The sequence below is a fragment of the Corynebacterium maris DSM 45190 genome (genome assembly GCF_000442645.1).
GTDB classification, from domain to species: domain Bacteria; phylum Actinomycetota; class Actinomycetes; order Mycobacteriales; family Mycobacteriaceae; genus Corynebacterium; species Corynebacterium maris.
The window spans coordinates 1,552,228-1,576,985 of record NC_021915.1; the positions used below are offsets into that span (position 1 = coordinate 1,552,228).

At 67.9% G+C, this 24,758-nt stretch carries 23 protein-coding genes; 3 read left to right on the forward strand and 20 right to left on the reverse strand.

The features are described 5' to 3' along the window. Nucleotides 1–23 precede the first annotated feature (23 nt). The 6 genes from pyrF to pyrR form a co-directional block, all read right to left on the reverse strand. On the reverse strand, nt 24–830 hold the full coding sequence (gene pyrF, locus B841_RS07280) for an orotidine-5'-phosphate decarboxylase (protein ID WP_020934845.1): 807 nt from the start codon (nt 828–830) through the stop codon (nt 24–26). Then, nucleotides 830–4,180, reverse strand: a complete 3,351-nt coding sequence (gene carB, locus B841_RS07285) for a carbamoyl-phosphate synthase large subunit (RefSeq protein ID WP_020934846.1) — start codon at nt 4,178–4,180, stop codon at nt 830–832. Before carB ends, pyrF begins: the two co-directional genes overlap by 1 nt. Nucleotides 4,181–4,216: 36 nt before the next feature. Further along, a complete protein-coding gene (gene carA, locus B841_RS07290) occupies nt 4,217–5,365 on the reverse strand; it encodes a glutamine-hydrolyzing carbamoyl-phosphate synthase small subunit (RefSeq protein ID WP_020934847.1) in 1,149 nt (382 codons plus the stop codon). 62 nt (nt 5,366–5,427) lie between these two features. After that, nucleotides 5,428–6,762 (reverse strand): dihydroorotase, encoded by a 1,335-nt coding sequence (locus B841_RS07295; protein WP_020934848.1) that lies wholly within the window; start codon nt 6,760–6,762, stop codon nt 5,428–5,430. A gap of 1 nt (nt 6,763) precedes the next feature. Continuing rightward, the gene (locus B841_RS07300; protein WP_020934849.1) at nt 6,764–7,684 is read right to left on the reverse strand and encodes an aspartate carbamoyltransferase catalytic subunit; all 921 of its coding nucleotides are present in this window, start codon (nt 7,682–7,684) and stop codon (nt 6,764–6,766) included. Beyond that, complete coding sequence (gene pyrR / locus B841_RS07305; RefSeq protein ID WP_020934850.1) at nt 7,681–8,256, reverse strand: bifunctional pyr operon transcriptional regulator/uracil phosphoribosyltransferase PyrR; 576 nt, start codon at nt 8,254–8,256, stop codon at nt 7,681–7,683. Before pyrR ends, B841_RS07300 begins: the two co-directional genes overlap by 4 nt. Before the next feature lie 189 nt (nt 8,257–8,445). Between pyrR and B841_RS07310 the strand changes: the two genes are divergently transcribed. The 3 genes from B841_RS07310 to B841_RS07320 are packed head-to-tail and all read left to right on the forward strand — an operon-like array spanning nt 8,446 to nt 10,814. After that, nucleotides 8,446–9,816, forward strand: coding sequence for a TIGR01777 family oxidoreductase (locus tag B841_RS07310; RefSeq protein WP_020934851.1), 1,371 nt, complete (start codon nt 8,446–8,448; stop codon nt 9,814–9,816). A gap of 46 nt (nt 9,817–9,862) precedes the next feature. Further along, the gene (locus tag B841_RS07315; RefSeq protein WP_020934852.1) at nt 9,863–10,372 is read left to right on the forward strand and encodes a YbjN domain-containing protein; all 510 of its coding nucleotides are present in this window, start codon (nt 9,863–9,865) and stop codon (nt 10,370–10,372) included. Continuing rightward, complete coding sequence (locus B841_RS07320) at nt 10,359–10,814, forward strand: hypothetical protein (RefSeq protein ID WP_020934853.1); 456 nt, start codon at nt 10,359–10,361, stop codon at nt 10,812–10,814. Before B841_RS07315 ends, B841_RS07320 begins: the two co-directional genes overlap by 14 nt. Here the strand turns inward: B841_RS07320 and B841_RS07325 are convergent. From B841_RS07325 to B841_RS07390, 14 genes are all read right to left on the reverse strand, one after another. Further along, a complete protein-coding gene (locus tag B841_RS07325) occupies nt 10,811–11,668 on the reverse strand; it encodes a PPK2 family polyphosphate kinase (RefSeq protein WP_020934854.1) in 858 nt (285 codons plus the stop codon). The genes B841_RS07320 and B841_RS07325 overlap by 4 nt on opposite strands. Before the next feature lie 93 nt (nt 11,669–11,761). Further along, entirely contained in the window at nt 11,762–12,343 is a 582-nt protein-coding gene (nusB, locus tag B841_RS07330; protein ID WP_020934855.1) for a transcription antitermination factor NusB, read from the reverse strand. Between the two features lie 11 nt (nt 12,344–12,354). Next, nucleotides 12,355–12,918: an elongation factor P gene (gene efp / locus B841_RS07335; protein ID WP_020934856.1), complete on the reverse strand. Its 564-nt coding sequence runs from the start codon at nt 12,916–12,918 to the stop codon at nt 12,355–12,357. 43 nt (nt 12,919–12,961) lie between these two features. Further along, complete coding sequence (locus B841_RS07340; RefSeq protein WP_020934857.1) at nt 12,962–14,056, reverse strand: aminopeptidase P family protein; 1,095 nt, start codon at nt 14,054–14,056, stop codon at nt 12,962–12,964. A 44-nt stretch (nt 14,057–14,100) separates the two neighbouring features. Further along, nucleotides 14,101–14,550, reverse strand: a complete 450-nt coding sequence (aroQ, locus tag B841_RS07345) for a type II 3-dehydroquinate dehydratase (protein WP_020934858.1) — start codon at nt 14,548–14,550, stop codon at nt 14,101–14,103. A gap of 18 nt (nt 14,551–14,568) precedes the next feature. After that, nucleotides 14,569–15,642, reverse strand: coding sequence for a 3-dehydroquinate synthase (gene aroB / locus B841_RS07350; RefSeq protein ID WP_020934859.1), 1,074 nt, complete (start codon nt 15,640–15,642; stop codon nt 14,569–14,571). Between the two features lie 29 nt (nt 15,643–15,671). Next, a complete protein-coding gene (locus B841_RS07355; protein WP_020934860.1) occupies nt 15,672–16,259 on the reverse strand; it encodes a shikimate kinase in 588 nt (195 codons plus the stop codon). Further along, the gene (gene aroC / locus B841_RS07360; protein WP_041631816.1) at nt 16,252–17,469 is read right to left on the reverse strand and encodes a chorismate synthase; all 1,218 of its coding nucleotides are present in this window, start codon (nt 17,467–17,469) and stop codon (nt 16,252–16,254) included. Before aroC ends, B841_RS07355 begins: the two co-directional genes overlap by 8 nt. A 36-nt stretch (nt 17,470–17,505) precedes the next feature. After that, entirely contained in the window at nt 17,506–17,934 is a 429-nt protein-coding gene (locus B841_RS07365) for a prepilin peptidase (RefSeq protein WP_020934862.1), read from the reverse strand. A gap of 10 nt (nt 17,935–17,944) precedes the next feature. Next, nucleotides 17,945–18,763 carry a shikimate dehydrogenase gene (locus B841_RS07370; RefSeq protein ID WP_020934863.1) on the reverse strand — a complete coding sequence of 273 codons (819 nt, stop codon included), beginning with the start codon at nt 18,761–18,763 and terminating at the stop codon, nt 17,945–17,947. Between the two features lie 15 nt (nt 18,764–18,778). Then, nucleotides 18,779–20,008, reverse strand: a complete 1,230-nt coding sequence (locus B841_RS07375; RefSeq protein WP_052337739.1) for an endolytic transglycosylase MltG — start codon at nt 20,006–20,008, stop codon at nt 18,779–18,781. After that, nucleotides 20,001–20,543, reverse strand: a complete 543-nt coding sequence (ruvX, locus tag B841_RS07380; protein WP_020934865.1) for a Holliday junction resolvase RuvX — start codon at nt 20,541–20,543, stop codon at nt 20,001–20,003. Before ruvX ends, B841_RS07375 begins: the two co-directional genes overlap by 8 nt. 134 nt (nt 20,544–20,677) lie before the next feature. Further along, nucleotides 20,678–23,341: an alanine--tRNA ligase gene (gene alaS / locus B841_RS07385; protein ID WP_020934866.1), complete on the reverse strand. Its 2,664-nt coding sequence runs from the start codon at nt 23,339–23,341 to the stop codon at nt 20,678–20,680. A 52-nt stretch (nt 23,342–23,393) separates the two neighbouring features. Beyond that, nucleotides 23,394–24,758, reverse strand: coding sequence for a replication-associated recombination protein A (locus B841_RS07390; protein ID WP_020934867.1), 1,365 nt, complete (start codon nt 24,756–24,758; stop codon nt 23,394–23,396).

Here is a 24,758-nt window from a genome sequence, read left to right on the forward strand (position 1 = left end):
GCCCTGCGGTGCTAAATCGGCTTTCACCGATACCCGGATGCTACCCGCACCGCCGCCTCGCGGAGTTCAGCGACTCCCGGACCTGCCGAAAGCACCGAGCGAGACACGTTCGGGACGGCCAGCGCCCCGGCCGCGATACGGGCCACGTCCGCGGCGGAACCACCCTGGGCGCCGACGCCGGGCATGAGCACCGGACCGTTGAGACTTACCAGTTCAGGGGCCTTTTCCACCGTCGCGCCGACCACGACGCCGACGTCGCCCACACGCCCCATGGGGTTGTAGGACGCGCATTCGTCGACGACCCGTTGCGCCAACGTGCGGCCGTCCGCCCCCGTGGTCGTCTGCAGGCTCACGGCCTCCGGGTTGGAGGTCGCAGCGAGGACGAACACGCCGGCGCCGGATTCTTTGCTGCGGTCGAAGACCGCCCCGAGCGCACCGACGCCGAGGTACGGGCTGACCGTGACCGCATCAGATTGCAGAGGCGACCCCTCCCCCAGCCAGGCGTCCGCGTAGCCGGCCATCGTCGAGCCGATGTCTCCGCGCTTGGCGTCGGCGACCACCAGGGTGCCGGTGGAACGCAGCTGCGCGATCGTCTCCTCCAGGATCGCGAAACCCTGGGAGCCGAACCGCTCGTAGAACGCCACCTGGGGTTTGACGAGGGCGACGTGGCCCGCGAAAGCCTCGACGCAGCGGCGGCTGAATTCACGCAGGCCGTCCACGTCATCGTCCAGGCCCCAGGCCTGCAACAATGACGCGTGCGGATCAATGCCCACGCACAACGCGCCGTGATGTTCGGCGGCCTCCGACAGTCGCTGACCGAAGCCCTTCATTACCGGTCGCCGCCCGTCGGGGTGTGGTCGAGCTCCTGCAACGCGCGAACCTGCAGGTTCCCGATGCGCAATGCCTCGATGCCCTGCACCGCCGCAGTGACGCCCTGCACCGTGGTCATCAGCGGAATGCCGGAGGCCACGGCCGCGCCGCGGATCTCGTAGCCGTCATGACGGGCGCCCGCGGAACCGGCCGGGGTGTTGAGGATCATGTCCACTTCCCCGGCCAAGATGCGGTCCACGATGGAATCGCCCTCGGCGCCTGCGCGGACCTCGGAGGACTTCAGCGCGACCTCGCACTCGACGCCGTTGCGGCGCAGCATGTTCGCGGTGCCGGCGGTCGCCAGGATGCGGAAGCCGAGGCTGGCCAGACGCTGGATCGGGAAGATCAACGAGCGCTTGTCCCGGTTGGCCACGGTCACGAAGACCGTGCCCTCGGTCGGCAGGTCGCCGAAGGCCCCGGCCTCGGCCTTGGCATAGGCCGCGCCGAAGTTGTCGGCCAAGCCCATGACCTCACCGGTGGACTTCATCTCCGGGCTGAGCAGGGTGTCGACCATGGTCCCGTCCGGGTGGCGGAAACGGTTGAAGGGCAGGACCGCTTCCTTGACCGAGATCGGGTGATCCAGTGGCAGGGAGCCGCCGTCGTAGTCGGACGGGATCATGCCTTCCGTGCGCAGCTCCGCCAGGCTCGCCCCCATCATGATGCGGGACGCGGCCTTGGCCAGGTGCACACCCGTCGCCTTGGAGACGAACGGGGCGGTGCGGGAGGCGCGCGGGTTGGCCTCGATGACGTAGAGGATGTCGTCCTTGAGGGCGAACTGGATGTTGAGCAGGCCCTGGACGCCGACGCCGTGGGCGATGGCGGCGGTGGACTCACGGACCTTCTCGATGTCCTCCGGGCCCAGGGTCATCGGCGGCAGGGCGCAGGCGGAGTCGCCGGAGTGGATGCCGGCCTCTTCGATGTGTTCCATGACCCCGCCGAGGTAGACCTCTTCACCGTCGCACAGGGCGTCGACGTCGATCTCGATCGCGGAGTCGAGGAAGCGGTCGACCAGCACCGGGTGGTCCGGGCTGAGCTCGGTGGCGCGGTCGATGTAGTCCTCGAGGGAGGCTTCGTCGTAGACGATCTCCATGCCGCGCCCGCCCAGCACGTAGGACGGGCGTACCAGCACCGGGTAGCCGACGTCGGCGGCGACGGCCTTGGCCTCGGCGAAGGTGGTGGCGGTGCCGAAGGCAGGTGCCGGCAGGCCGGCCTTGTCCAGGACCTCGCCGAACTCGCCGCGGTCCTCGGCCAGGTTGATGGCCTCCGGGGTGGTGCCGACGATGGGCACGCCGGCGTCGGCCAGGCGCTGGGCCAGGCCGAGCGGGGTCTGGCCGCCGAGCTGGACGATGACGCCGGCGACGGTGCCGGAAGCGGCCTCGGCGCGGTAGACCTCCATGACGTCCTCGAAGGTCAGCGGCTCGAAGTACAGGCGGTCGGCGGTGTCGTAGTCCGTGGAGACGGTCTCCGGGTTGCAGTTGACCATGACCGTCTCGTAACCGACGCGGGAGAGCTCGAGCGCGGCGTGCACGCAGGAGTAGTCGAACTCGATGCCCTGGCCGATGCGGTTCGGACCGGAGCCCAAGATGATGACCTTCTCCCGCTCGGTCTGCGGCGCGATCTCGCTCTCGGCGGCCGGGTCCAGCTCGTAGGCCGAATAGTGGTACGGCGTCTGGGCCTCGAACTCGCCGGCGCAGGTGTCGACGGTCTTGTACACCGGGTGCACGCCCAGCGACCAGCGCAGGGAACGCACCCCGTCCTCGCCGGCCAACTCGGGGCGCAGCGTGGCGATCTGCAGGTCGGACAGGCCGTGGAACTTGGCCTCGCGCAGCAGATCGGCGTCGAGCACGGGCGCCTCGACCAGGCGGGCGCGGAAATCGACCAACGCCTGGGTCTCGGCCAGGAACCACGGGTCGACGCTTGAGGCCTCGTGGACTTCCTCGATGCTGGCGCCCAGACGCAGGGCGAGCTCCACGTCGTAGTGGCGGCCCTCGGTCGGGCGCTTGAGGTCCTCGAGCACGGCGTCGAGGTCGTCGGCGCGCTCGCCGGCGAAGTACTCGTCCGGCTTCGTCCAGAACCCGGTCTGCGACGTCTCCATGGAGCGCATGACCTTGTTCAGTCCCTGCAGGTAGTTGCGGCCGATGCCCATGGCCTCGCCGACGGACTTCATGGTCGTGGTCAGGGTGTCGTCGGCGCCGGGGAACTTCTCGAAGGCGAACCGCGGCATCTTGACGATGACGTAGTCCAAGCTCGGCTCGAAGGCGGCCGGGGTCACCCCGGTGATGTCGTTGGTTACCTCGTCGAGGGTGTAACCGATGGCCAGCTTGGCGGCCAGCTTCGCGATCGGGAAGCCGGTCGCCTTGGACGCCAGCGCCGAGGAGCGCGACACGCGCGGGTTCATCTCGATGACGATGAGTCGGCCGTCGGCCGGGTCGATGGCGAACTGGATGTTGCAGCCGCCGGTGTCCACGCCGACCTCGCGGATGATGGCGATGCCCAGGTCGCGCATCTTCTGGAACTCGCGGTCGGTCAGGGTCAGCGCCGGGGCGACGGTGACCGAGTCGCCGGTGTGCACGCCCATGGCGTCAACGTTTTCGATGGAGGCCACGGCGACCACGTTGTCGTCGCCGTCCCGCATGAGCTCGAGCTCGAACTCCTTCCAGCCGAGGATGGACTCCTCGATCAGGACGTTGGCCTCCGGGGAGGCGGCCAGGCCGCCGCCGGCGATGCGCTCGAGGTCGTCGTTGTCGTAGGCGAGGCCGGATCCGAGGCCGCCCATGGTGAAGGACGGGCGCACGACGACCGGCAGGCCGAGTTCGGCGACGGTCTCGTGGACTTCCTCCATGTTGTGGCAGACCCGCGAGCGGGCGGACTCGCCGCCGATGGAGGCGACGATGTCCTTGAACTTCTGACGGTCTTCGCCGCGCTCGATGGCGTCGATGTCGGCTCCGATGAGCTCGACGCCGTGCTTGTCCAGGATGCCCAGCCGGTCGAGCTGGATGGCTGCGTTCAGGGCGGTCTGGCCGCCGAGGGTGGCCAGGACGGCGTCGATCGGGTGGCCCTGCTCGGCTTCGCGGGTGAAGATCTGGTCGATGTACTCCGGCTGGATGGGCTCGACGTAGGTGTGGTCGGCGAACTCCGGGTCGGTCATGATGGTCGCCGGGTTGGAGTTGATCAGGGTGACTCGCAGGCCCTCTTCCTTGAGGACGCGGCAGGCCTGGGTGCCCGAGTAGTCGAATTCGCTGGCCTGGCCGATGACGATGGGGCCGGAGCCGATGACCAGGACGTGGTTGATGTCGGTGCGCTTAGGCATGTGTTGTTTCCTACCTTTGGTTTTCGAAGGTCCCGGTTACTTACGGTTTGGCGAATGGTTGGACATCAGCTCGACGAAGTGGTCGAACAGCGGGTTGGCGTCGTTGGGGCCGGCGGCGGATTCCGGGTGGTACTGCACGGAGAAGGCCATGCCGTCGTCCAAGGCGACGCCTTCGACGCAGTCGTCGTTGAGGCAGGAGTGGGTGACCGTGGCGGGGCCGAAATCAGTGTCGAACTTCTCGCCCGGGGTCCCTTCCAGGGCGAAGCCGTGGTTCTGGGAGGTGATGTCGACCTTGCCGGTCAGGTGGTTGAGCACGGGGACGTTGATGCCGCGGTGGCCGAACTTCATCTTGTAGGTGGCCTTGCCCAGGGCGCGGCCGAGGATCTGGTTGCCGAAGCAGATGCCGAACAGCGGGATCTCAGCGGCGATGACGTCGCGGGTGATCTGGACCATGGCGTCGGCCGTGGCGGGGTCGCCGGGGCCGTTGGAGATGAACACGCCGTCCGGCTGGTGCTGGCGGATCTCGTCCAGCGGGGTGTTCGCCGGGACGACGACGGTCTCGATGCCGCGGGCGGCGAACTGCAGCGGGGTGGCGGACTTGATGCCCATGTCGTAGGCGACGACGGTGTACTTCTTCTCCCCCTCCGCCGCGATGGTGTAGGGCTCGTCGGTGGTGACCTCTGCGGTGAGGTCGGCCCCGGTCATGGCCGGCTGGGCGCGGACGATCTCGACGAGCTCCGCGTCGGTCTTGTCGGCGTCCGCGCCGGAGAAGATCCCGGCGCGGGCGGAGCCGTTGTCGCGCAGGTGGCGTACGAGCGCGCGGGTGTCGACGCTGTGGATGCCGATGATGTTTTGGGCCTGCAGCTCATCGGTCAGGGAGCGCTGCGCGCGCCAGTTGGAGACGCGGCGGGCGAGGTCGTGGACGACCAGGCCGGCTGCCCAGATCTTTCCGTCGCGGGACTCGGAGTCCTCGTCGTTCCAGCCGGTGTTGCCGATCTGGGGGGCGGTGGCCACCACGAGCTGGCGGTGGTACGACGGGTCGGTCAGCGTCTCCTGGTAGCCGGTCATGGCGGTGGTGAACACTGCTTCGCCGAGGGTGGTGCCGGCGGCGCCGAAACCGCGGCCGCGGAAGATGCGGCCGTCGGAAAGGACTAAGACTGCGGGGGTGTGCTCAGTGGAGGTCACTGGTGCGCCTTTCGGGTGCTGGTGATTTTCTGAAAATTATACAATGGTTCGCATTATATGCGTTAGCTGGCGGTGTCCGCATCCCACGTCGGGACCCCGCGCAGGAGCGTGGCCTGCACCCGGGTGGCGTAGGACTCTCCGTCGAAGGGGGAGTTTTCCGTCTTCGAGGCGAGCTCAGTCCGGTCGACGGTCCAGGATTCATCGACGACCACGGTGAGGTTGCCCGGCTCACCGACGGCGATGGGGCGGCCGTGGCCCGGCAGCCGGGTGATCTCGGCGGGTCGCTCGCTCATCACCTGCGCCACCCAGCGCCAGTCCTTCAGTCCGGTGTGCACGAAGAGTTCGGCGATGATCGCCAGCGAGGTCTCCAGCCCGAGCATGCCCGGCTTCGCCTGGTCGAACTCGATGCATTTGTCTTCCGCCCCGTGCGGGGCGTGGTCGGTGGCGACGACGTCGATGACGCCGTCGATCAGTGCCTGGCGCAGCGCCGCCGCGTCCGTGTCCTCGCGCAGCGGCGGGTTGACCCGGTAGTTGCCGTCGAAGGTCTCCAGCTTCTCGTCGGTCAGCGTCAGGTGGTGCGGGGTGACCTCGGCGGTGACCGTGATCCCCTGCTCCTTGGCCAGGCGCAGCAGGTCGACGGTCCCGGCGGTGGTGGCGTGGCAGACGTGCACGCGGGCGTGGTAGTCGCGGGCGAGCATGATGTCGCGGGCGACCACGGACTCCTCGGCGGTGCGCGGCCAGCCCCGCAGTCCCAACCGCGCGGCGGTCGGGCCTTCGTGGGCGACGGCGCCGTCGGTCAGCCGGTGGTCTTCGGCGTGCTGGGCGACCAGCACGTCCAGCCCGCCGGCGTATTCAATGGCGCGGCGCATGATCAGCGGGTCGGTGACGCACTTGCCGTCGTCGGAGAACATGCGCACCTTGGCGTCTGAATTGGCCATCATGCCGAACTCGGTGAGTGTCTTGCCTTCGAGTCCCTTGGTGATGGACCCGACCGGGTGCACGTCGCACAGGCCCAGGGCCTGACCCTTGGCCCAGACGGATTCGGCGATGATCGGCTGGTCAGTCACCGGCATGGTGTTGGCCATGGTGAACACCGCGGTGAATCCGCCCTTGGCGGCGGCAGTGGAGCCGGTCTCGATGGTTTCGGTGTCCTCGCGGCCCGGTTCGCGCAGGTGCACGTGCATGTCCACCAGGCCAGGCAGCAGGACGCCGCCGCGGCCGTCGACGACGTGGCCTGCGTCGGCGGCGGAGACCTCCGGGCCGATCTCTTCGATGACGCCGTCGACGATGCGGACGGAGACCGCGTCACCTTCCCCGTAGGGGCGGACGTCGTTGATCACCGTGACGCCGGTGGCCGGGGACAGCGGGCCGGTCGGCGGGTAGTTCATGTCACTCATCTTATTTTCCTTCCCCCACCAACAAGGTGAACAGCACGGCCATGCGCACGTGGACGCCGTTTTCCACCTGCTGCAGCATCGCGGCGCGGTCTTGATCCGCGACGTCGTGGTTGATTTCCATGCCCCGCAGCATCGGCCCCGGGTGCATGATGACGGCGCCGTCCTTCATGGCGGCCGAGCGGGCCTTGGACAGCCCGTAGAGCGTGGCGTATTCGCGGTGCGACGGGTAGAAACCGCCGTTCATGCGTTCCTGCTGCACCCGCAGCATCATGACGACGTCGGCGTCCGGGATCTCGGCGTCGAAGTCGTGGGCCACGCGCACCGGCCAGGTCTCGACCCCGGCGGGCAGCAGCGTCGGCGGGGCGACGAGCACGACCTCGGCGCCGAGCTTCGACAGCAGGTCCACGTTCGAACGCACGACCCGGGAATGCAGGCAATCGCCGACGATGAGGACCTTGCGGCCGTCGACGCCGCCGAGTCGCTGACGCATGGTGACGGCGTCCAGCAACGCCTGGGTGGGGTGCTGATGCGCACCGTCGCCCGCGTTGATCACGCTCGTGCCGCCCAGCCACTGGGAGACCAGCTGCGCCGCCCCCGAGGAAGGGTGGCGCATGACGATGGCGTCGGCCCCGATCGCGGCCAGGGTCGAGGCGGTGTCTTTGAGCGACTCGCCCTTCTTCACCGACGACGACGAGGCGGAGACATTGATCACGTCGGCGCTCATCCACTTGCCGGCGGTCTCGAAGGAGGCGCGCGTGCGGGTGGAGTTTTCGTAGAACATCGTGAAGATGGTGCGCCCGCGCAGGGTCGGCAGCTTCTTGATTTCCCGGTCCAGCAACGTGTCGCGGAACCGGTCGGCCTCGTCCATGAGGCCGATGATTTCGTCGCGGCTCAAATCCGCGATGGACAGCAGGTGCTTCATGGGCGGGCCTCGTTTTTGCTCAGGACGACGGCGTCGCGGCCGTCGATGCGCTCGTTCAACACGGTGACGTCCTCGTCGCGCGCCGTCGGCAAGTTCTTGCCCACGTAATCGGCGCGGATCGGCAATTCGCGGTGGCCCCGGTCGACCAAGACCGCCAGCTGCACCGCGGCCGGGCGGCCGATGTCACGCAACGCGTCCAGCGCCGCGCGGATGGTGCGGCCCGAAAACAGCACGTCGTCGACCAAAATCACGGTCGCGCCGTCGATGCCGCCATCGGGGATGGTGGTCGGGCGCAACGCGCGGTGCGGCTTCGTGCGCAAGTCGTCGCGATACAAGGTGATGTCGAGCGCGCCCGTGGGGACGTCCACGCCGGAAAACTCGGCGATCTTGTCGCGCAGGCGCTCCGCCAAGGGCACCCCGCCCGAAGGGATGCCGAGCAACACGGCACGGGGCGCCGGATCAGAATCCAGCGCCGTCTTTTCGATGATCTGGTGCGCGATGCGTGCGACGGTTCGCCCTACCTCCGCAGAACTGAGCAGCTCTGTGGCCTGGGGCGTATCCGGTGAACTCATCGTGACCTCCTTCCCCGCCTCTCTGTGCGGTCTTTAAAGGATGCCTGGAAGATTCAGTTGAGTCGTCTTTTGTCTAAGCTGGCGACTGCCGACGATAGTAACACCGCGCGAGTCCCCCTGCGAGAACCACGCTGCGCCTGCTACCCCGCCGCACCCCCTCGACCACTAGCTCCAGTTGGAAGGGCCACCATGGGCTTTCACGCATCGCACGACATCCCGTTTCCACGTCAGCTGGTCTGGGACTGGCACACCCGTCCCGGAGCCGTCACCCGGCTCACGCCCTCCTTCGTGCCGATGTCCGTGACCCAGGAGGCGGACAACCTGGCCACCGGCACCACGACATTTTCCCTGCCCGCGGGATTGACGTGGGTCGCCCGCCACGACCTGGCCCACTACCGTTCCGGCGCGCAATTTTCCGACGTCTGCCTCACCGCGCCCATCAAACAGCTGGCCAACTGGCGCCACACGCACACCTTCACCGACGTCGGCGGCGGCACCCGCATCACCGACGACGTCGCGACCCGCGTCCCCGGGAAGCTGCTGACCTCCACCTTCGCCTACCGGCAACGCCAGCTGTTGGCCGACCTGCAGTTCCTGGAACGACTGGCGGCACTCTCCGCGGACCCCGATCGGCGGCTGACCGTGGCGATGACCGGCGCCGGCGGTTCCGTCGGCACCGACCTCCGCGCCCAACTGACCACCGCCGGGCACGAGGTCATCCGCCTCGTCCGCCGGGACCCCGCGGCCGGCGAGCGCCGCTGGAATCCGGAACAGCCCGCGGCCGATCTTCTCGACGGCGTCGACGTCCTCGTGCATCTGGCGGGTGAACCGATCTTCGGGCGCTTCAACGACGCCCACAAAGACGCCATCCGCGATTCCCGCGTGGGCCCGACCACCAGGCTGGCGCAGCTGGTGGCCGACAGCCCTTCGGTCACCGCCCTGGTCAGCGCCTCCGCGATCGGCTACTACGGCGCGGACCGCGGCGACGAGGAGCTGACCGAGGACTCCGACCGCGGCGACGGCTTCTTAGCCGACGTCGTCTCCGACTGGGAGGCCGCCACCGCCCCCGCCCGGGACGCCGGCAAACGCGTCGTCACGGTGCGCACCGGGTTATCCATGAACGGCGGCGCCGGCATGCTGCCGTTGCTGTCCGCCCTGTTTTCCACCGGGCTCGGCGGGGCCTTCGGCGACGGGTCCATGTGGGCGTCGTGGGTGGCCCAGGACGACCTCACCGACGTCTACGCCCACGCCGTCGTCGACGAATCGCTGGCCGGCCCCGTCAACGCCGTCTCCCCCGCCCCGGTCACCAACCGGGAAATGGCCGACGTACTCGCCGCCGAACTCAACCGCCCGGCCCGGATGCCGCTGCCCACCTTCGGCCCGGCCATGCTGCTCGGCAGAGAAGGCGCGGCCGAGTTGGCGCTGGCCAGCCAGCGGGTACTCCCCGGCCGACTCCGCTCGGTCGGCCACACCTTCCGCTTCGACGCCCTGGCCGCGGCGCTCGCCCACGAACTCGGCGGGGAGGCCCTCCTGCCGCCCGGAGACGAGGAAGTAGGCTGAGGTAGTTCATCCCCGCCCCTACCGCTGAAAGGACCGTGTCACCGACGTGACCGACATCGACAGCCCCGCCGACTCTGAGCCGGACACCCCCATCGCCGAGGTGACGCCGACGCGCGTGGCAGAAATCTTGCAGGCGGAAGACCTCGAACACCGCCTCGACTCTGCCGCCGTCGGCGCGAACGAGACCCCCGTCACCGTGGTGCGCACCGGCTTCGTCAACTCCGCGGTCTCCTACACCATCGCCGACGACCAACTCGTCATGGAGGCGCTCTGGCGAGGTTTTTTTGACGCTGACCGCGCCGTCCGGTTGCTGGCCTGGATCAACAACTGGAACCAGATGCAATTCGCGCCCACGATGCGCTTTTTCGAACAGGGCGACGGCCTGCTGGTGGCCAGCGCCATCGACATGGTGCCCGTGGCCGCGGGCTTGAGCCGCAATCAGCTCGCCGTGTTCGTCCTCAGCTGCCTGGACAACGTCTCCCGGGCGTTCCGCGAGCTGGGGGAAGATTTCCCTGACCTTGTGACCTGGACGGAGGACGACCATGACCACAGCTGACCTCACCCCCGCCACCATCGATCGCGTGGCTGACGCGATGTCCGGATTCGGCGTCGAGGTGAACAAAGCCGAGCAACTGGAGGTGGCCAAGGCCAACCTCAACGGCCTGTCCGTGACCTTCGCGATCCTGGGTTCGGTGCTCATCGTGCGCGCCGAGGCCGACAGCGGCATCGACACCAAGACCGCGGACGCGACCTGGTACCTGGCGGCCAATCAGCTCAACAGCACCACCGCCAGCGCCCGCGCCGTGATCGTCGACGCCTTCGAAACCCTGGTCGTGCGCACGGAGCGCAGCCTGCCCGTCGCCGCAGGCGTCAGCGACGAGCAGCTCGCCGCCGGCCTGCGGTACTGCGTCGACCAGGTCATCACGACCCACGACGCCCTGCGGACGGTGGCGGAGCAGATCTCCGAGCAGATGGGCGCGCAGACCCCGGAGGCTTAACGTTCTTCCTCGACCCGGCGGAGCAGTTCCGCCGGGTCGTAGTCCGGGCTCGGCCACGGCTGCTGCAGATCGCGCAGCGCGTCGACCAGCAGGTGTTTGATCACCGTGCGGGCGTACTTCTTGTTGTCGCCCGGGACGCAGTACCACGGCGCCTGCTCCGTGGACGTGCGCTCCATGGCCAGCTGGTAGGCCGCCATGTGCTCATTCCACTTGGCGCGCGTCTCCAGATCGCTGGGATGGAACTTCCAGAACTTCTCCGGGTCCTGCAACCTGTCCAGCAGATTCTCTTTCTGAAACTCCGGCGAAATATGCAGCATCACCTTGATGATGCGGGTGCCGAAACCCGCCGCCGCCCGTTCAAAGTCGACGATGGCGCCGTAGCGGCGCTCAATCTCTTCTTCCGGCGCCATCTTTTCCACCCGCTGGACCAACACGTCCTCGTAATGGGAGCGGTCGAAGGCGACGATCTCTCCCCGGGCCGGCATATGCTGCGTGACCCGCCACAGGAAATCGTGCTTGGCCTCCTCCTTACTGGGTTTCCCGAACGCCGCCGTCCGGTAACCGAGCGGGTGCAGCGGTTTGAACACGTGGCGGATCGCGCCACCTTTGCCTGAGGTGTCCATCCCCTGGAGGATCAGCAGCACTGACCCCGTCTCCTGGTTTCCCGTCTTCGCGTTCGCCCAGAGGTTGGTCTGCAGGTCCTCGAGAGTGTCATCGTGCTGCTCGTACTCCTGATCCAGGTCATCGTCGTCGCCCCGGAAGAAAGGGGTGCTGGCGGGATCCACGTCCGCGAGGTCGAAGCCTTCCGTGACCCGCAGTGCGTGAATGTCTTTGATTCTGATTTTCTCCGGCATGCCCGCCCAGTGTAACCATGCCGGGCGGGCCCGCCCATGAAAAAACGGCCGGCCGCAACCCATGCTGCGGCCGGCCGGTGTCTCCGCCCCAGGTCAGGAGCGGGCGTCGGCGTCCTCGCCCAAGTCCTCATCGTCCAGGTCCTCATCATCGACGCCCTCTGCGTCGACGGGCTCCTGGTTCATGGGGTTGTCCGCGGAACGCGACTGGGCGATGTCGTCCAGCACCGCGTGAATGTACGGCGAAGCGGCATCGGTCGAATACTGCGCCGCCATCTCGACGCCGTCGACGACGGCGGTCGCCGGCGGGACGTCCGGATTGAAGAGCAGTTCCCAGGCGCTCACCCGGAGGATGGCGCGGTCGACGGCCGGCAGGCGGTGCAGCTCCCAGTCCTCCGAGAGGTACCGGGCGATCGCCTCATCGATGTCGTCGAGCTTTTCCGCCGCACCCGTGATGATTTCCCGGGTGTACTCGGCCACCGGAGCGACGATGGCGTTGGGGCGGCGCGCCAAGTCCACGCGATCCTCGACGATGGCGACCGGGTCGACGTCGCGGGATTCCGCTTCAAAGAGAATGTCGGCGGCGCGGCGGCGGGCCCGGTAGCGGGCGCCGCGGCGACGGTAGTTGATCTTGTCGGAGCCCGCAGGCTCGACGTTATTCGGGGTTGCCTCTGACAACGTGGCCGTTCCTAGTTGTTGGTGCGGGAGAGGTACTCACCCGTGCGGGTGTCGACCTTAACCACGTTGCCGGTCTCGATGAACAGCGGAACTTGAATCTCCGCGCCGGTCTCCAGGGTGGCGGGCTTGCTGCCGCCGGTGGAGCGGTCGCCCTGCAGGCCCGGCTCGGTGTGGGTGATTTCCAGATCCACGGACACCGGCAGCTCGCCGAAGAGCGCTTCACCTTCGTAGAAGGACACCTGCACGCGCATGTTTTCCTTGAGGAAGGCGCCGGCGTCGCCGAACTTCTCGGTCGGCAGCTCAAACTGCTCGTAGTTGGAGTCGTCCATGACCACGAAGGCGGTGCCGTCGTTGTACAGGTAGGTCATGTCGCGGCGGTCGACGGTCGCGGTCTCGACCTTGACGCCGGCGTTGAAGGTCTTGTCCACGGTCTTGCCGGAGACGATCTCCTTCAGCTTGGTGCGGACGAAAGCGGGGCCCTTGCCCGGCTTGACGTGCTGGAATTCGACGATCTGCGAAAGCTTGCCATCGATGACCAGAACAAGGCCGTTCTTGAAGTCGGCGGTTGTTGCCACGAATGTTCTCCTTTGGCGTTGAAGCGGGTGCTGTTGATTAAAACTACACCACCAGCAGCTCTTTACTCACACCAGCCGTGATCACCCGGGGCGATCCTTGCGTGATGATCACCGTGTCCTCGATCCGCACGCCGCCGCGGCCGGGCACGTAAATCCCCGGCTCAATGGTCAACGTCATGTTCTCCGCCAGGCGCCCCTTGCCCACAGTGGAAGCGGACGGCGCCTCGTGGACCTCTAAGCCGATGCCGTGGCCGGTGGAGTGCACGAAGTATTCCCCGTAGCCGGCCTCGGTGATGATGTCCCGGCACACGGAGTCCACGTCCACCAGCGCTGTCCCTGCCCGGGCGGCGTCGACGCCGGCGCGTTGGGCACGGGCCACGACCTCGTAGATTTCCCGGGAGAAGTCGTCGGCTTCCCCGACCACCACCGTGCGGGTCATGTCTGAGTTGAAACCGGCGCGGTGCGCGCCGAAATCGACGGTGACCAGGTCGCCGCGTTCAAGGACCCGGTCGCCTGCCCCGTGGTGGGGACGCGAGGAGTTCGGGCCGGAGGCCACGATGGTGTCGAAGCTGGGGCGCTCCGACCCCAGTGTGCGCATGTGATACTCGAGGTCCGCGGCCACGTCGCGCTCCCGGCGGCCGGGGGCGATCTGGTCGGCCGCCAGCAACTCGTTGAACGCGTCGACGGCGATCCCCGCGACAGCGGTCAACCGCTCTAACTCGACGTTGTCCTTGACTAGGCGCTGATCTTCGATGACCCCGGACACCGGCACGAGAGTCACGTCGTCCCCGCAGGCCTCCTGCAGTTTTTCCAGCTGGGACACCGTCACGGCGTCGGCTTCGAAACCGATGCGGCGGGGCCCTTCGATCTCGCGCAACAGGCTGACCGCGCTGTTCCTCGCAATGTCCGCCTCGATGTCCGGGACTTCCTCGGCGATCTGGGTGGTGTAACGGCCGTCGGTGGCGATCGAGACGCTCAAATCCTTGCTGATCACCATCGCGCCGTTGGATCCTGAAAACCCGGAATAATACCGGACGTGGATCATCCGGGTCACCAGCATGGCGTCGATGCGCTGGCCGGCGAGAGTGGCCGCCAGTGCTCGGCGTCGGGTAGCGAAACGGGTGTCAGCGTAAGCCATGAAATACTCTCCGGGGTCAGGGGGAAGGTGATATCCCCCTCACTCTACTGGCTCAACCGCCCCGCGAAGTCCTGCAAGGCGTACCGGTACCCGGCCACCCCCAGCCCGGCGATTACCCCGCGGGCGATCGGGGAAAGGAAGGAATGATGCCGGAACTCCTCGCGGGCGTGCACGTTGGAGATGTGCACCTCGATGAATCCGGCCCGGTCGGCCACCTCCGCCAATGCGTCGCGTAGCGCCACGGACGTGTGGGTGAATCCGCCGGGGTTGATGATCACTCCCCAGCCTTTGTCCGCGGCCTCGTGCACCCAGTCGAGCAGGTCGCCTTCGTGGTTGGACTGTCGGCATTCGAGCCCGACGCCCAGGTCCTGGGCATGAGCGGCGAGATCAGCTTCGATGTCGGCGAGGGTGGTGGCGCCGTAGACGTCGGGCTGCCTTTTGCCCAGTCGGTTGAGGTTCGGCCCGTTGAGGACGAGGACGGTGTGCGGTCGCATGCTTTATCCCCTGTCCCGTTATTCCGCAAGCGCCGCGTAGGCGGCCTGCAACTCGTCGAGGCTGGGCCCCTCGAGCCGGGTCATCTCGCCGACCGCCCCGTCCAGGGCGACAAAGCGGATGATGCCGTCGCGGTTTTTCTTGTCGCGGGTCATGGCGTCGTGGAGTTCGTCGAAATGCCCGCCGGGGTAGCTGGTGGGCAGGCCGATGGACGACAGGATCGCCCGGTGGCGCTCCACCAGGTCGGCGTCGATCAGCCCCCGCTGGTGCGCGAGGTGGGCGACGAACATCATGCCGACGGCCACGGCGTGGCCGTGGCGCCACCGGTAGTTTTCCCGCAGTTCCACGGCGTGGCCGAAGGTGTGCCCGTAGTTGAGGATCTCGCGCAGCCCGGACTCCTTGAGGTCCTGGCCCACAACCTCGGCTTTGACGGCCACGGAGCGGGTCACCAGTTCGGTCAGGCGCGCCGACGGTCGCAGGCACTCCTCCGGATTCTCCTCGTACAGCTCCAGGATGCGCTCATCGGCGATGAAGCCCGCCTTGATGATCTCCGCGGAACCGGCGATCATTTCCTCCTCCGGCAGCGTCGCCAGGATCTCCATGTCGATGAAGACCCCGGACGGCTCGTGGAAAGAACCGACGAGGTTTTTGCCGGCCGCGGTGTTGATGCCGGTCTTTCCTCCCACGGCGGCGTCGACCATCGCCAGCAGGGTGGTCGGCACCTGAATGACGTTGAGGCCGCGCATCCACGTGGCGGCGACGAAACCGGCCAGGTCGGTGGCGGCCCCGCCGCCGACGCCGATGACGAGGTCACGTCGGCTTAAGCCGAGCTCTCCGAACCTGTCCCAGAGCTGACCCGCCGTCTCCAGGGTCTTGCCGGCTTCCGCGTCCGGAACCTGCACCAGGTGGGCGTCGACGCCGGAAGGCCGCAGGCTCGCGGCGATCTGCCGGGCAGCGGCCGCCAGCGGCGGCTGGTGCACCAGCGCGACTTTCGCGGCCTTCAGGGCCACGCCCCGGTCGGCGATGCTGTCTGCGAGATCGTGGTCGATGACGACCTCGTAGGGTGAGGGGCCGTTGACGGGGATGACGGTCATGAGAGGGGCGGGGCCTTTCTAGGGGACGGTTAGAGCGATTCCAGGAAGCTGAGGACGTCGGCCACGATCTGCTGCGGTGTGCGGCGGTCACTGCGGACGCGGTGATCCGCGACTTCGCGGTAGTAGGGCCCGCGGGTGTCGAGCAGGCGCCGGTAATGGGCGGCCGGGTCCATGGACTCCAGCACCGGGCGGGAGTTGTCCCCGGAGGTGCGTCGGATGCCCTCGTCGGCGGAAATGTCGATCCACACGACGGTGTGCTGGCTGAGCAGCGCCCGGGTCGACTCCGTGAGGATCGCGCCCCCACCCAGGCTCACGACCCCGCCGGTGGCCAGCGCGTCGGCCACGTGGCGGGCCTCGAGCTCGCGGAAGGCCTGCTCGCCCAGCTCGGCGAACACCGAGCCGCAGGGGCGGCCGGACTCTTGCTCGATGAGTTGGTCGGAGTCGACCAGCGGCAGGCTCAGCGCCCGGCCCAGCCGACGTCCGATGGTGGTCTTGCCTGCGCCGGGCGGACCGACCAACACCACCTTCGGCCGGGTGTGGCACACGGCGGGGGCAGGGTTGTCCTCCGGCAGCAGCGGTACGTCCGTGGCCACGGTCGAGGTTTCCGACTCAGTCATTGCTTCCTCCAAAGTTCAGGCGCTCGGCGACGTATTCCTGATAGCTGTCGATATTACGCTTGGTCTCCGCAAGCGAGTCACCCCCGAACTTCTGCAGCACGGCCCGCGCCAGGACGAGCGCGACCATGGCTTCTGCCACCACACCGGCGGCGGGGACGGCGCACACGTCGGAGCGCTGATGAATGCCGGTGGCGGCGGAGCCGTCGGCCATGTCGACGGTCTTCAGCGCGCGCGGCACCGTGGAAATCGGCTTCATGGCCGCCCGCACCCGCAACGGCTGACCGTTGGTCATGCCGCCCTCCAGACCGCCGGCGCGGTTGCTCAGCCGGTCGACGCCCTCGTCGCTACGCACCATCTCGTCGTGTGCTTCGGAGCCGCGTCGGCGGGCTTCCTCGAAGCCGTCGCCGACCTCGACGCCCTTGATCGCCTGGATGCCCATCAGCGCCTGCGCCAACTGCGCGTCGAGACGCTCGTCGCCGGAAATGTGGGAGCCGAGCCCGATGGGCAACCCGTCGACGACGACCTCGACGATGCCGCCGAGCGTGTCCCCGGCCTTCTTCGCCGCGTCGATTTCCGCGACCATCGACTCCCCCGCCGCCGCGCCGAAGGCACGGGTGGGGTTGGCGTCGATGGCCTCGATGTTCGCCGGGGTCGGGGTCGGGCCGTCGTAAGGCTCAGAGGCGCCGATGGAGATGACGTGGCTGAGCACCTCCACGCCGAGGGTTTCGCGCAGCAAATTGCGGGCCACCGTGGCCGCCGCGACGCGGGCCGCGGTTTCCCGCGCGGAGGAACGCTCCAGCACGGGGCGAGCCTCATCGAAGCCGTACTTGACCATGCCGGCAAAGTCCGCGTGCCCGGGGCGCGGGCGGGTCAGTTTGGCGCCGCGCCCGGAGTTCATCGCCTTCTGGGCGTCTTCGTCCTCGGGATCGAGGGGGGCCGGCGACATGATGGTGGTCCACTTCGGCCACTCGGTGTTGCCGATCATGATCGCGACCGGCCCGCCGAGCGTCTCTCCGTGACGGATGCCGGTCAGCAGGGTGAGTTCGTCCGCCTCAAACTTCATGCGGGCGCCCCGGCCGTAGCCGAGGCGGCGCCGGGCCAGCTGGTCCGAAATCTCGTCTGTGGTGACCGGCACACCAGCCGGCATGTTCTCGAGCATGGCGATCAGTGCCTGACCGTGGGATTCCCCGGCTGTAGTCCAACGAAGCATGGAGGCATTATCCCACGAGAACGCCCAAACCGGAACTTAGTGGGTGACAAACCAGCACCCCACTGCCGTGGCGGCCAGGATCATCGCTGGTCCATGCGCACTTTCTTTGCTCCGCGAAACGATCCCCGCCACCGCCCCACCTGCGGCGGAAGCAAAAACCGCGGCGAGCACAGCGGGCGCGCCGCCGGCGGCCGCCACCAGCACGCCCAGGGGTACCGCGAGCTTGAGGTCCCCTCCCCCGACTCCCCCGGCGATGATTCCGACCAGCAGATAAAGCGCGGGCCACACCAGCCCCGGCATAAGCAGGAAAGGGTCCACCAGCAGTGCGCCGACGAGGGCGCCGGCGGCGGCGGGAAGAGTGAGACGGTCGGGAAGGCGACGCCACGTGAGGTCGGCGTGGACAAGCAGTCCCGCCCAAGCCCCCAGCACGGTCCCCGCTCCCCCGAGCGCGGTGATCGGCCACATGGCCTTAAAACTAGCGCAGAGACTCCTCCAGCGCCCGACGCATGGCCGCCCGCGGGGCGGGCTCGCCGGTGAAGGCCTCGAACTGCGGGTAGGACTGGTGGGCCAACATGACGTGTCCGCCCACCACCGGGTGGCCGTTGGCCGCGGCCCGAATGGTCAAGGGGGTCGGCCAGGGCTCGTAGATGACGTCCAGGACGGGAGCGTGCCCCAGCTGCGGCACATGCTCCTCCACGGCCGCCGACGGCACCGTGGACACCAGGACGCCGGCGGCGGACACGACGGCGGCGAGGTCCGCGTCAAAGCTCACGAAGTCCAGCTCCACGGAACGTGTCTGCGCCAGCGGCGCCAGCTCCGCACGCCGGTCCGAGCGGTTGATGACCGTGATGTGAGTGACCCCGAAGTCGGCCAGCGCCCAGAGAGCCGGGCGGGCGGTGCCGCCGGCGCCCACGATCACGGCGCGGGTGGGCGGAGTCCGACCGTCGAAGAGTTCACCGAGCGCGCCCGCGACCCCGTCGCAATCGGTGTTGTCTGCGCGCCACCCGGCCGTCGTCCGCACCAGGGTGTTCGCGGAACCGATGGCGGCGGCTCGGTCGGTGACCTCCGTGGCACACTCCAGGGCCGCAAACTTCGCGGGCATGGTCACGGAAAACCCGGCGTAGGACTCGTCCGCGTCCCCCACCACATCCGCCAAAGTGTCGGCGGTGGCCTCGATGCAGGTGTAGGCCCAGTCGTCGAGTCCGGCGGCGGCGTAACCGGCGTTGTGCAGGATCGGTGAACGCGAGTGTTCGATCGGCGATCCCAGCACTGCGGCGCGGTGGGTGGCAGTCATGTTCGGCGGTTCTTTCTACTCGGCGGCGGGGTCGTAGTGGTCGAGGACCCCGGACTCCAACGCGGACTGGACGTCGTCGAGGTGTTCCTCGAACGTGTCGTTGAACACCGTCGTGCCGTCATGGTCGATGGTGACGAAGAAGAGCCAGTCACCTTCCGCCGGGTTTTCCATGGCGAGCACGGCCTCCTGCGAAGGCGACGCGATCGGGGTCTGGGGCAACCCGTCGGAGGCGTAGGTGTTCCACGGGGTCACACGCGCGCGGTCCTCGTCGGTGGTGGCGACCTCCACGTCCGGCAAGCCGTAGTTGACGGTGGAGTCGAACTCCAGGCGCATGGGCGCTTCCAAGCGGTTGAGGATGACGCGGCCGACCTTGTCGAACTCCCCGGCCGGCGCCTCGCGCTCCACCAGGGAAGCCGCGATGAGCAGCTCATAGGGGGTCAGGCCGATGGCCCCGGCGCGGTCGGTGATGCCGGTCTGGTTGTACTGCGTCGTCGAGCGGGTGATCAGGTCCGTCAGAATGGTCTGGGCGTCATGGCTCGGGTCGATCACGTACTGGCCCGGGGCGATGAGTCCCTCGATGCGTTTGGGGTCTTCGCCGCGGGAGCGGACCTGCTCCAGCGCCCACTCGGGGGCGCCCAGCTCGGCCGGGTCGACGGTGGCGGCGGCCTGTTCGAGGTCTTCGACCTGCACGCATGCTTCGTCGCCCCCGTTGTCGCAGGAAACTTGGGAGATCTGGCTGTAGATGCCGTACCGGACGTCCCCGCCGAGGACGTTGAGGTCCATCAGCGTCGCTCCGCCCGGGATGTCCAGCATGTCGACTTGGTTTTCCGGGTCGAGCAGCGCCTCGACCGCCGCTGCAGCGCTCATCTGCCCCTGGAGCCGGTAGAAACCGGGGGTGATGGAGTTGGCGTCGGGGTTGTTTCCGGCGGCGGTGAGGAAGGCGGATTCGGTGGCGACGATGTCGCGTTCAGCCAGTTCCGGGGCGAGTTCGCCCATGGACGCGCCTTCGGGGATTTGAACGAGTTCTTGGACGTCGTTGCCCGTCCCCTCGTAATCGGAGGTGTTGCCGCTGGCTGCGGTGGAGGAGTCGTCGCTGAACACCTGGTAAGCGATGTAGATCACCGATCCGAAAATCAGGACGACGGAGGCGATGAGCACGGCCAGGCCTCGCTGCCGGCGCTTGACGTACATCGGCTTCATGTTCCGGGTCGGTGTACCTCCGGAGCGACGGGAGGGCTTAGTCATCGCGGTGATCCTTGTCTGTCTGGGTGGCGGTTTCGCTGGCGGCCAAGGTCGTGGCGCGGCCATCGAGCCAGGACTGCAGGATCTCTACGGCAGCCACCTGGTCGATGATGGCGCGCCCTGCTTTTTCCGATACTCCTGACGAGCGTAGCGCGGTGGTGGCGACGACCGTCGAGAGCCTTTCGTCTGCCAAGCGGACGGGGACGTCGCGACCAGCGCCGGTGAGTCGCCGGCGGATCCGGAAAGCTATTTCCTTCGCATGCTTGACGGAAGCGGAGCCGTGTCCTTTGAGAGTGCGGGGCAGGCCTACCACGACCTCGACGGCGGCGTACTCGTCGACGAGCTCGACCAGCCGGTCGATGTCGGCTTTGTCCCGGTCCTTGAAACCGGTTTCCCGGTCGACGGTTTCCACGGGGGTCGCGAGCTTGGCGTCCCGGTCGGAGGAAGCCACGCCGATGCGCACGGTGCCCACGTCGATCCCCAGGCGCCTTCCTGGCCCCGGGTCATCGACGCCGGGGACGTCGGGGGTTGCCTTCATCGTCGGGGTAAACCTTTCTTCTCGCTGGGCTGCCGGCCGTCTCGCCGGCCGGGCACTGTCAGGTGGCGTGTGAGCGCTGAGGCTGCGGGCGTCCCCTCCTGCTTCGTGACCGTTTCGTGATCATATGCAGATTCTCAGGAATTTGCCACCCGGTCGCGGACGGCGCTGAAGCCTGCTTCCACACCAGCGACGTCGTTGCCGGAACCTTGGGCCATATCCGGCTTGCCGCCGCCGCGGCCACCGACGTATTCGCCGAAGAGCTTGACCAGGTCACCCGACTTGATGCCCTTGTCCACCGCTGCCTGCGTGGCGCCGACGACGAACGGAACCTTGCCGTCGACGTCGCTGGCCAAAACAATCACGGCGGTTTCGCCCTTCAGTCGGCCGCGCAGGTCCGTGGCGACGGTGCGCAGGTCGCCGGCGGCGACGCCGTCGAGCTTGACCATGAGCAGTCGCACGTCGCCGACGGTTTCCGCCCGCTCCAGCAGCTGCCCGGTCTGGGCGGTGAGCTGCTGGCGGTGCAGGTTCTGGATTTCCTTCTCCGCGGCCTTCAGCCGGTCCGTCAGCTGGGCGATGCGGCCCGGCAGCTCCTCGGTCTTGGCCTTCATGTTCGAGGCCAGACCGGAGGCCAGAGCGGCCTCCTTGGAGTAGTACTTGAACGCGTCCAGGCCCGAGTAGGCCTCGATGCGGCGGGCGCCGGAGCCGACGGACGTTTCGCCGAGGACCGCGACCGGGCCGATCTGCGCGGAGGTGTCGACGTGGGTGCCGCCGCAGAGCTCGATCGAGAACGGCCCGCCGATCTCGACGACGCGGACGTCGTCGGCGTAGGTCTCGCCGAACAGCGCGGTCGCGCCCATCGCCTTCGCCTCGTCGAGGGTGGTTTCAATGGTGTTGACGGACCAGTCGGTGTCGACGGCCTGGTTGGTGATCAGGGCGATCTCGTCGAGCTGGTCCGGAGACAGCTGCTCGGTGTAGTTGAAGTCGAAACGCAGGTAGCCCGGGCGGTTCAGGGAGCCCGCCTGGACGGCGGTGGGGCCGAGCACCTGGCGCAGGGCGCCGTGGATGAGGTGGGTGGCGGTGTGCGCCTGGCGGGCGCCGTGGCGCCAGTTCTCGTCGACCTCCGCGTTGACCTTCATGCCCAGCTCCACGCCGCCGGCGATGACGGTGGCCTTGTGCACCCAGATCTTCTTGCCGATCTTCTGCACGTCCGCCACCTCCAGGACGGTGTCGCCGGCCACCAGGCGGCCGCGGTCGCCCAGCTGTCCGCCGGACTCGGCGTACATCGGGGTGGCGTCCAAGATGACCTCGACGTCGGTTCCGGCCGGGGCCGACGTCACGGAGGCGCCGTCAGCGACCAGGCCGAGAACGGTGGCCTCCGCGGTCAGTTCGTTGTAGCCGATGAACTCGGTCGGGTGGGCGTCCACCCACTCGCGGTAGACGGTTTCATCGGTGTGGCCGTGTTTCTTGGCCTTGCTGTCGGCCTTGGCCCGGTCACGCTGCTGCTGCATCTCTGCGTCGAACTGCGCCATGTCGACTTCCAGGCCTGCCTCGGCGGCCATCTCCAGGGTCAGGTCGATCGGGAAGCCGTAGGTGTCGTGCAGCTCGAAGGCCTCGTGGCCGCCGACGACGGACTTGCCGGAGTTCTTTACGGCGGCGGCGGTCTCGTCGAAGAGCTTGGTGCCGGACTCGAGGGTCTTCAAAAACGCCTTTTCCTCGTTGAGGGCCACCCGCAGGATGCGTTCGCGGTTGTCGATGATCTCCGGGAACGACGGCGTCATGGTGTCCATGATCGTGGAGATGAACGTCTCGACGGTGGCGCCGGTGGCGCCCAGCAGCCGTGCGGAGCGGATCATGCGGCGCAGCAAGCGGCGCAGGATGTAACCGCGGCCTTCGTTGCCGGGGGTGACGCCGTCGAGGATGAGCATCATCGAGGTGCGGGCGTGGTCGGCGATGACGCGGAAGCGCACGTCGCCTTCCTCGCTCGCGCCGTAAGTGGTGCCTGTGACCTTCTCGGCGGCCTCGATGACCGGGCGCAGCAGGTCGGTCTCGTAGACGTTGTCCACGCCCTGCAGGATGCAGGCGACGCGCTCGACGCCCATGCCGGTGTCGATGTTCTTCTTCGGCAGCTCACCCAGAATCGGGTAGTCGTCTTCGCTGTCGGAGGCGCCGCGCTCGTACTGCATGAACACGAGGTTCCAGATCTCCAGGTAGCGGCCGTCGTCGACGGCCGGGCCACCTTCCTCGCCGTACTCGGGGCCCCGGTCGTAGTAGATCTCGGAGCAGGGGCCGGCCGGGCCGGGCACGCCCATGGACCAGTAGTTGTCCTCCATGCCCATCCGCTGGATGCGCTCGGCGGGCACGCCGATCTTCTTCTCCCAGATCTCGGCGGCCTCGTCGTCGTCGAGGTAGACGGTCACCCAGAGGCGCTCCGGGTCGAGTCCGTAACCGCCCTGATCCACCGGATTGGTCAGCAGCGCCCAGGCGTGCGTGATGGCGCCTTCTTTGAAGTAGGCGCCGAAGGAGAAGTTGCCCGCCATCTGGAAGAAGGTGTTGTGGCGGGTGGTCACGCCGACTTCCTCGATGTCCAGGGTGCGCACGCACTTCTGGATCGAGGTGGCGGTGCCGTTGTCGAAGGGAGGGTTCTGCTGGCCCAGGAAATATGGCTTGAACGGGACCATGCCGGCGTTGACGAACAGCAGGGTCGGGTCGTCCAGGAGCAGCGAGGCACTCGCCACCGCGGTGTGGCCGGCTGTGACGAAGTGGTTGGTGAACCGGTCCCGGATCTCATGGGTCTGCACGTCGAGGTCCTCCGTGGCATTATGGTCGGCGAATTGTTGACAGCGCCTTACTCTACCCCCGCCCCCGGACGATGCGACGAAGCCGTCCCAAAAACCCCTGGATCCGGTTCTCCGCGCCATGGTCGGTGGGTTCGTAATAGACGGCGTCGCGCAACTCGTCCGGCAGGTATTGCTGGGTGACCACGCCGCGCGGGTCGTCGTGCGGGAACTTATAGCCCACGGCGTTACCTAGCTTTTTGGCGCCCTCGTAGTGCCCGTCGCGCAGGTGTGCCGGCACCGCCCCTGCTTTACCCGCCTGCACGTCGGCCTGCGCCTTGCCGATCGCGTTGATCACGGCCGGGGACTTCGGCGCGGTCGCCAGATGGATCGTCGCCTGTGCCAACGTCAACCGTCCTTCCGGCATGCCGATCAGCTGGACGGCCTGGGCCGCGGCGACGGCGGTCTGCAACGCGGTGGGATCCGCCATCCCGATGTCCTCGGAGGCGTGGACCACCAGGCGGCGGGCGATGAACCGGGGGTCCTCCCCCGCCTCCAGCATCCGCGCCAGGTAGTGCAACGCGGCGTCGACGTCAGAGCCGCGGATGGACTTGATGAACGCGCTGACCACGTCGTAGTGCTGGTCGCCGTCCCGGTCGTAGCGCACGACAGCGCGGTTGACGTTATTGGTGACGGTCTCCAGATCCAGCCGGCCGCCGTCGGCCACCGATTCCGCGGCCGCGTCGAGGTAGGTCAGGGCGCGGCGGGCGTCGCCGCCGGCCAGCAGCACGATTTGTTCCACCGCGTCTTCGTCCGCGGTGACACGAGCGCCCAGGCCCCGTTCGTCGGCCAACGCCCGGCCCACGACCGTGCGCAGGTCAGTCGGCTCGAGCGAACGCAACTGCAGCAGCAGGGAGCGCGACAGCAACGGCGAGACCACACTGAAGGAGGGGTTTTCGGTGGTGGCCGCCACCAGCAGCACAGTGCGGTTTTCCACCGCCCCCAGCAGCGCGTCCTGCTGGGTCTTGGAAAATCGGTGCACTTCATCGATGAACAAGACGGTGCGCTGTCCGTCGATGAGGTCCCGGCGGGCCCGGTCGATCACGGCGCGCACCTGCTTCACCCCGGAATTCAGCGCGGACAGGCCGACGAAGTTCTGCCCCATCGCCGCCGCGATCAGGGAGGCCACCGTCGTCTTCCCGGTGCCGGGTGGGCCATACAGGATGACGGAGGCCTCGCCGGAGCCTTCCACCAACCGGCGCAACGGCTTGCCCTCGCCGAGCAGGTGGTCTTGGCCGACGATCTCGTCCAGCGTGCGCGGCCGCATCCGCGCGGCCAGCGGCGCCCCCGGCCCCGCCTGGAAGAAGGTGGAACCGCGCGCTCCCGCCCCGTCCGGTTCCTGGCCGGGCGGTCCGGCGTCGAATAGGGCGTCTTGGGACAT

Bases quoted from the DNA above. Each gene is read 5' to 3' on its own strand.
- pyrF (WP_020934845.1), bottom strand. From the start codon at position 830: ATGAAGGGCTTCGGTCAGCGACTGTCGGAGGCCGCCGAACATCACGGC.
- carB (WP_020934846.1), bottom strand. From the start codon at position 4,180: ATGCCTAAGCGCACCGACATCAACCACGTCCTGGTCATCGGCTCCGGC.
- B841_RS07295 (WP_020934848.1), bottom strand. From the start codon at position 6,762: ATGAGTGACATGAACTACCCGCCGACCGGCCCGCTGTCCCCGGCCACC.
- B841_RS07300 (WP_020934849.1), bottom strand. From the start codon at position 7,684: ATGAAGCACCTGCTGTCCATCGCGGATTTGAGCCGCGACGAAATCATC.
- pyrR (WP_020934850.1), bottom strand. From the start codon at position 8,256: ATGAGTTCACCGGATACGCCCCAGGCCACAGAGCTGCTCAGTTCTGCG.
- B841_RS07310 (WP_020934851.1), top strand. From the start codon at position 8,446: ATGGGCTTTCACGCATCGCACGACATCCCGTTTCCACGTCAGCTGGTC.
- B841_RS07320 (WP_020934853.1), top strand. From the start codon at position 10,359: ATGACCACAGCTGACCTCACCCCCGCCACCATCGATCGCGTGGCTGAC.
- B841_RS07325 (WP_020934854.1), bottom strand. From the start codon at position 11,668: ATGCCGGAGAAAATCAGAATCAAAGACATTCACGCACTGCGGGTCACG.
- B841_RS07340 (WP_020934857.1), bottom strand. From the start codon at position 14,056: ATGGCTTACGCTGACACCCGTTTCGCTACCCGACGCCGAGCACTGGCG.
- aroQ (WP_020934858.1), bottom strand. From the start codon at position 14,550: ATGCGACCGCACACCGTCCTCGTCCTCAACGGGCCGAACCTCAACCGA.
- aroB (WP_020934859.1), bottom strand. From the start codon at position 15,642: ATGACCGTCATCCCCGTCAACGGCCCCTCACCCTACGAGGTCGTCATC.
- B841_RS07355 (WP_020934860.1), bottom strand. From the start codon at position 16,259: ATGACTGAGTCGGAAACCTCGACCGTGGCCACGGACGTACCGCTGCTG.
- aroC (WP_041631816.1), bottom strand. From the start codon at position 17,469: ATGCTTCGTTGGACTACAGCCGGGGAATCCCACGGTCAGGCACTGATC.
- B841_RS07365 (WP_020934862.1), bottom strand. From the start codon at position 17,934: ATGTGGCCGATCACCGCGCTCGGGGGAGCGGGGACCGTGCTGGGGGCT.
- B841_RS07370 (WP_020934863.1), bottom strand. From the start codon at position 18,763: ATGACTGCCACCCACCGCGCCGCAGTGCTGGGATCGCCGATCGAACAC.
- B841_RS07375 (WP_052337739.1), bottom strand. From the start codon at position 20,008: ATGACTAAGCCCTCCCGTCGCTCCGGAGGTACACCGACCCGGAACATG.
- ruvX (WP_020934865.1), bottom strand. From the start codon at position 20,543: ATGAAGGCAACCCCCGACGTCCCCGGCGTCGATGACCCGGGGCCAGGA.
- B841_RS07390 (WP_020934867.1), bottom strand. From the start codon at position 24,758: ATGTCCCAAGACGCCCTATTCGACGCCGGACCGCCCGGCCAGGAACCG.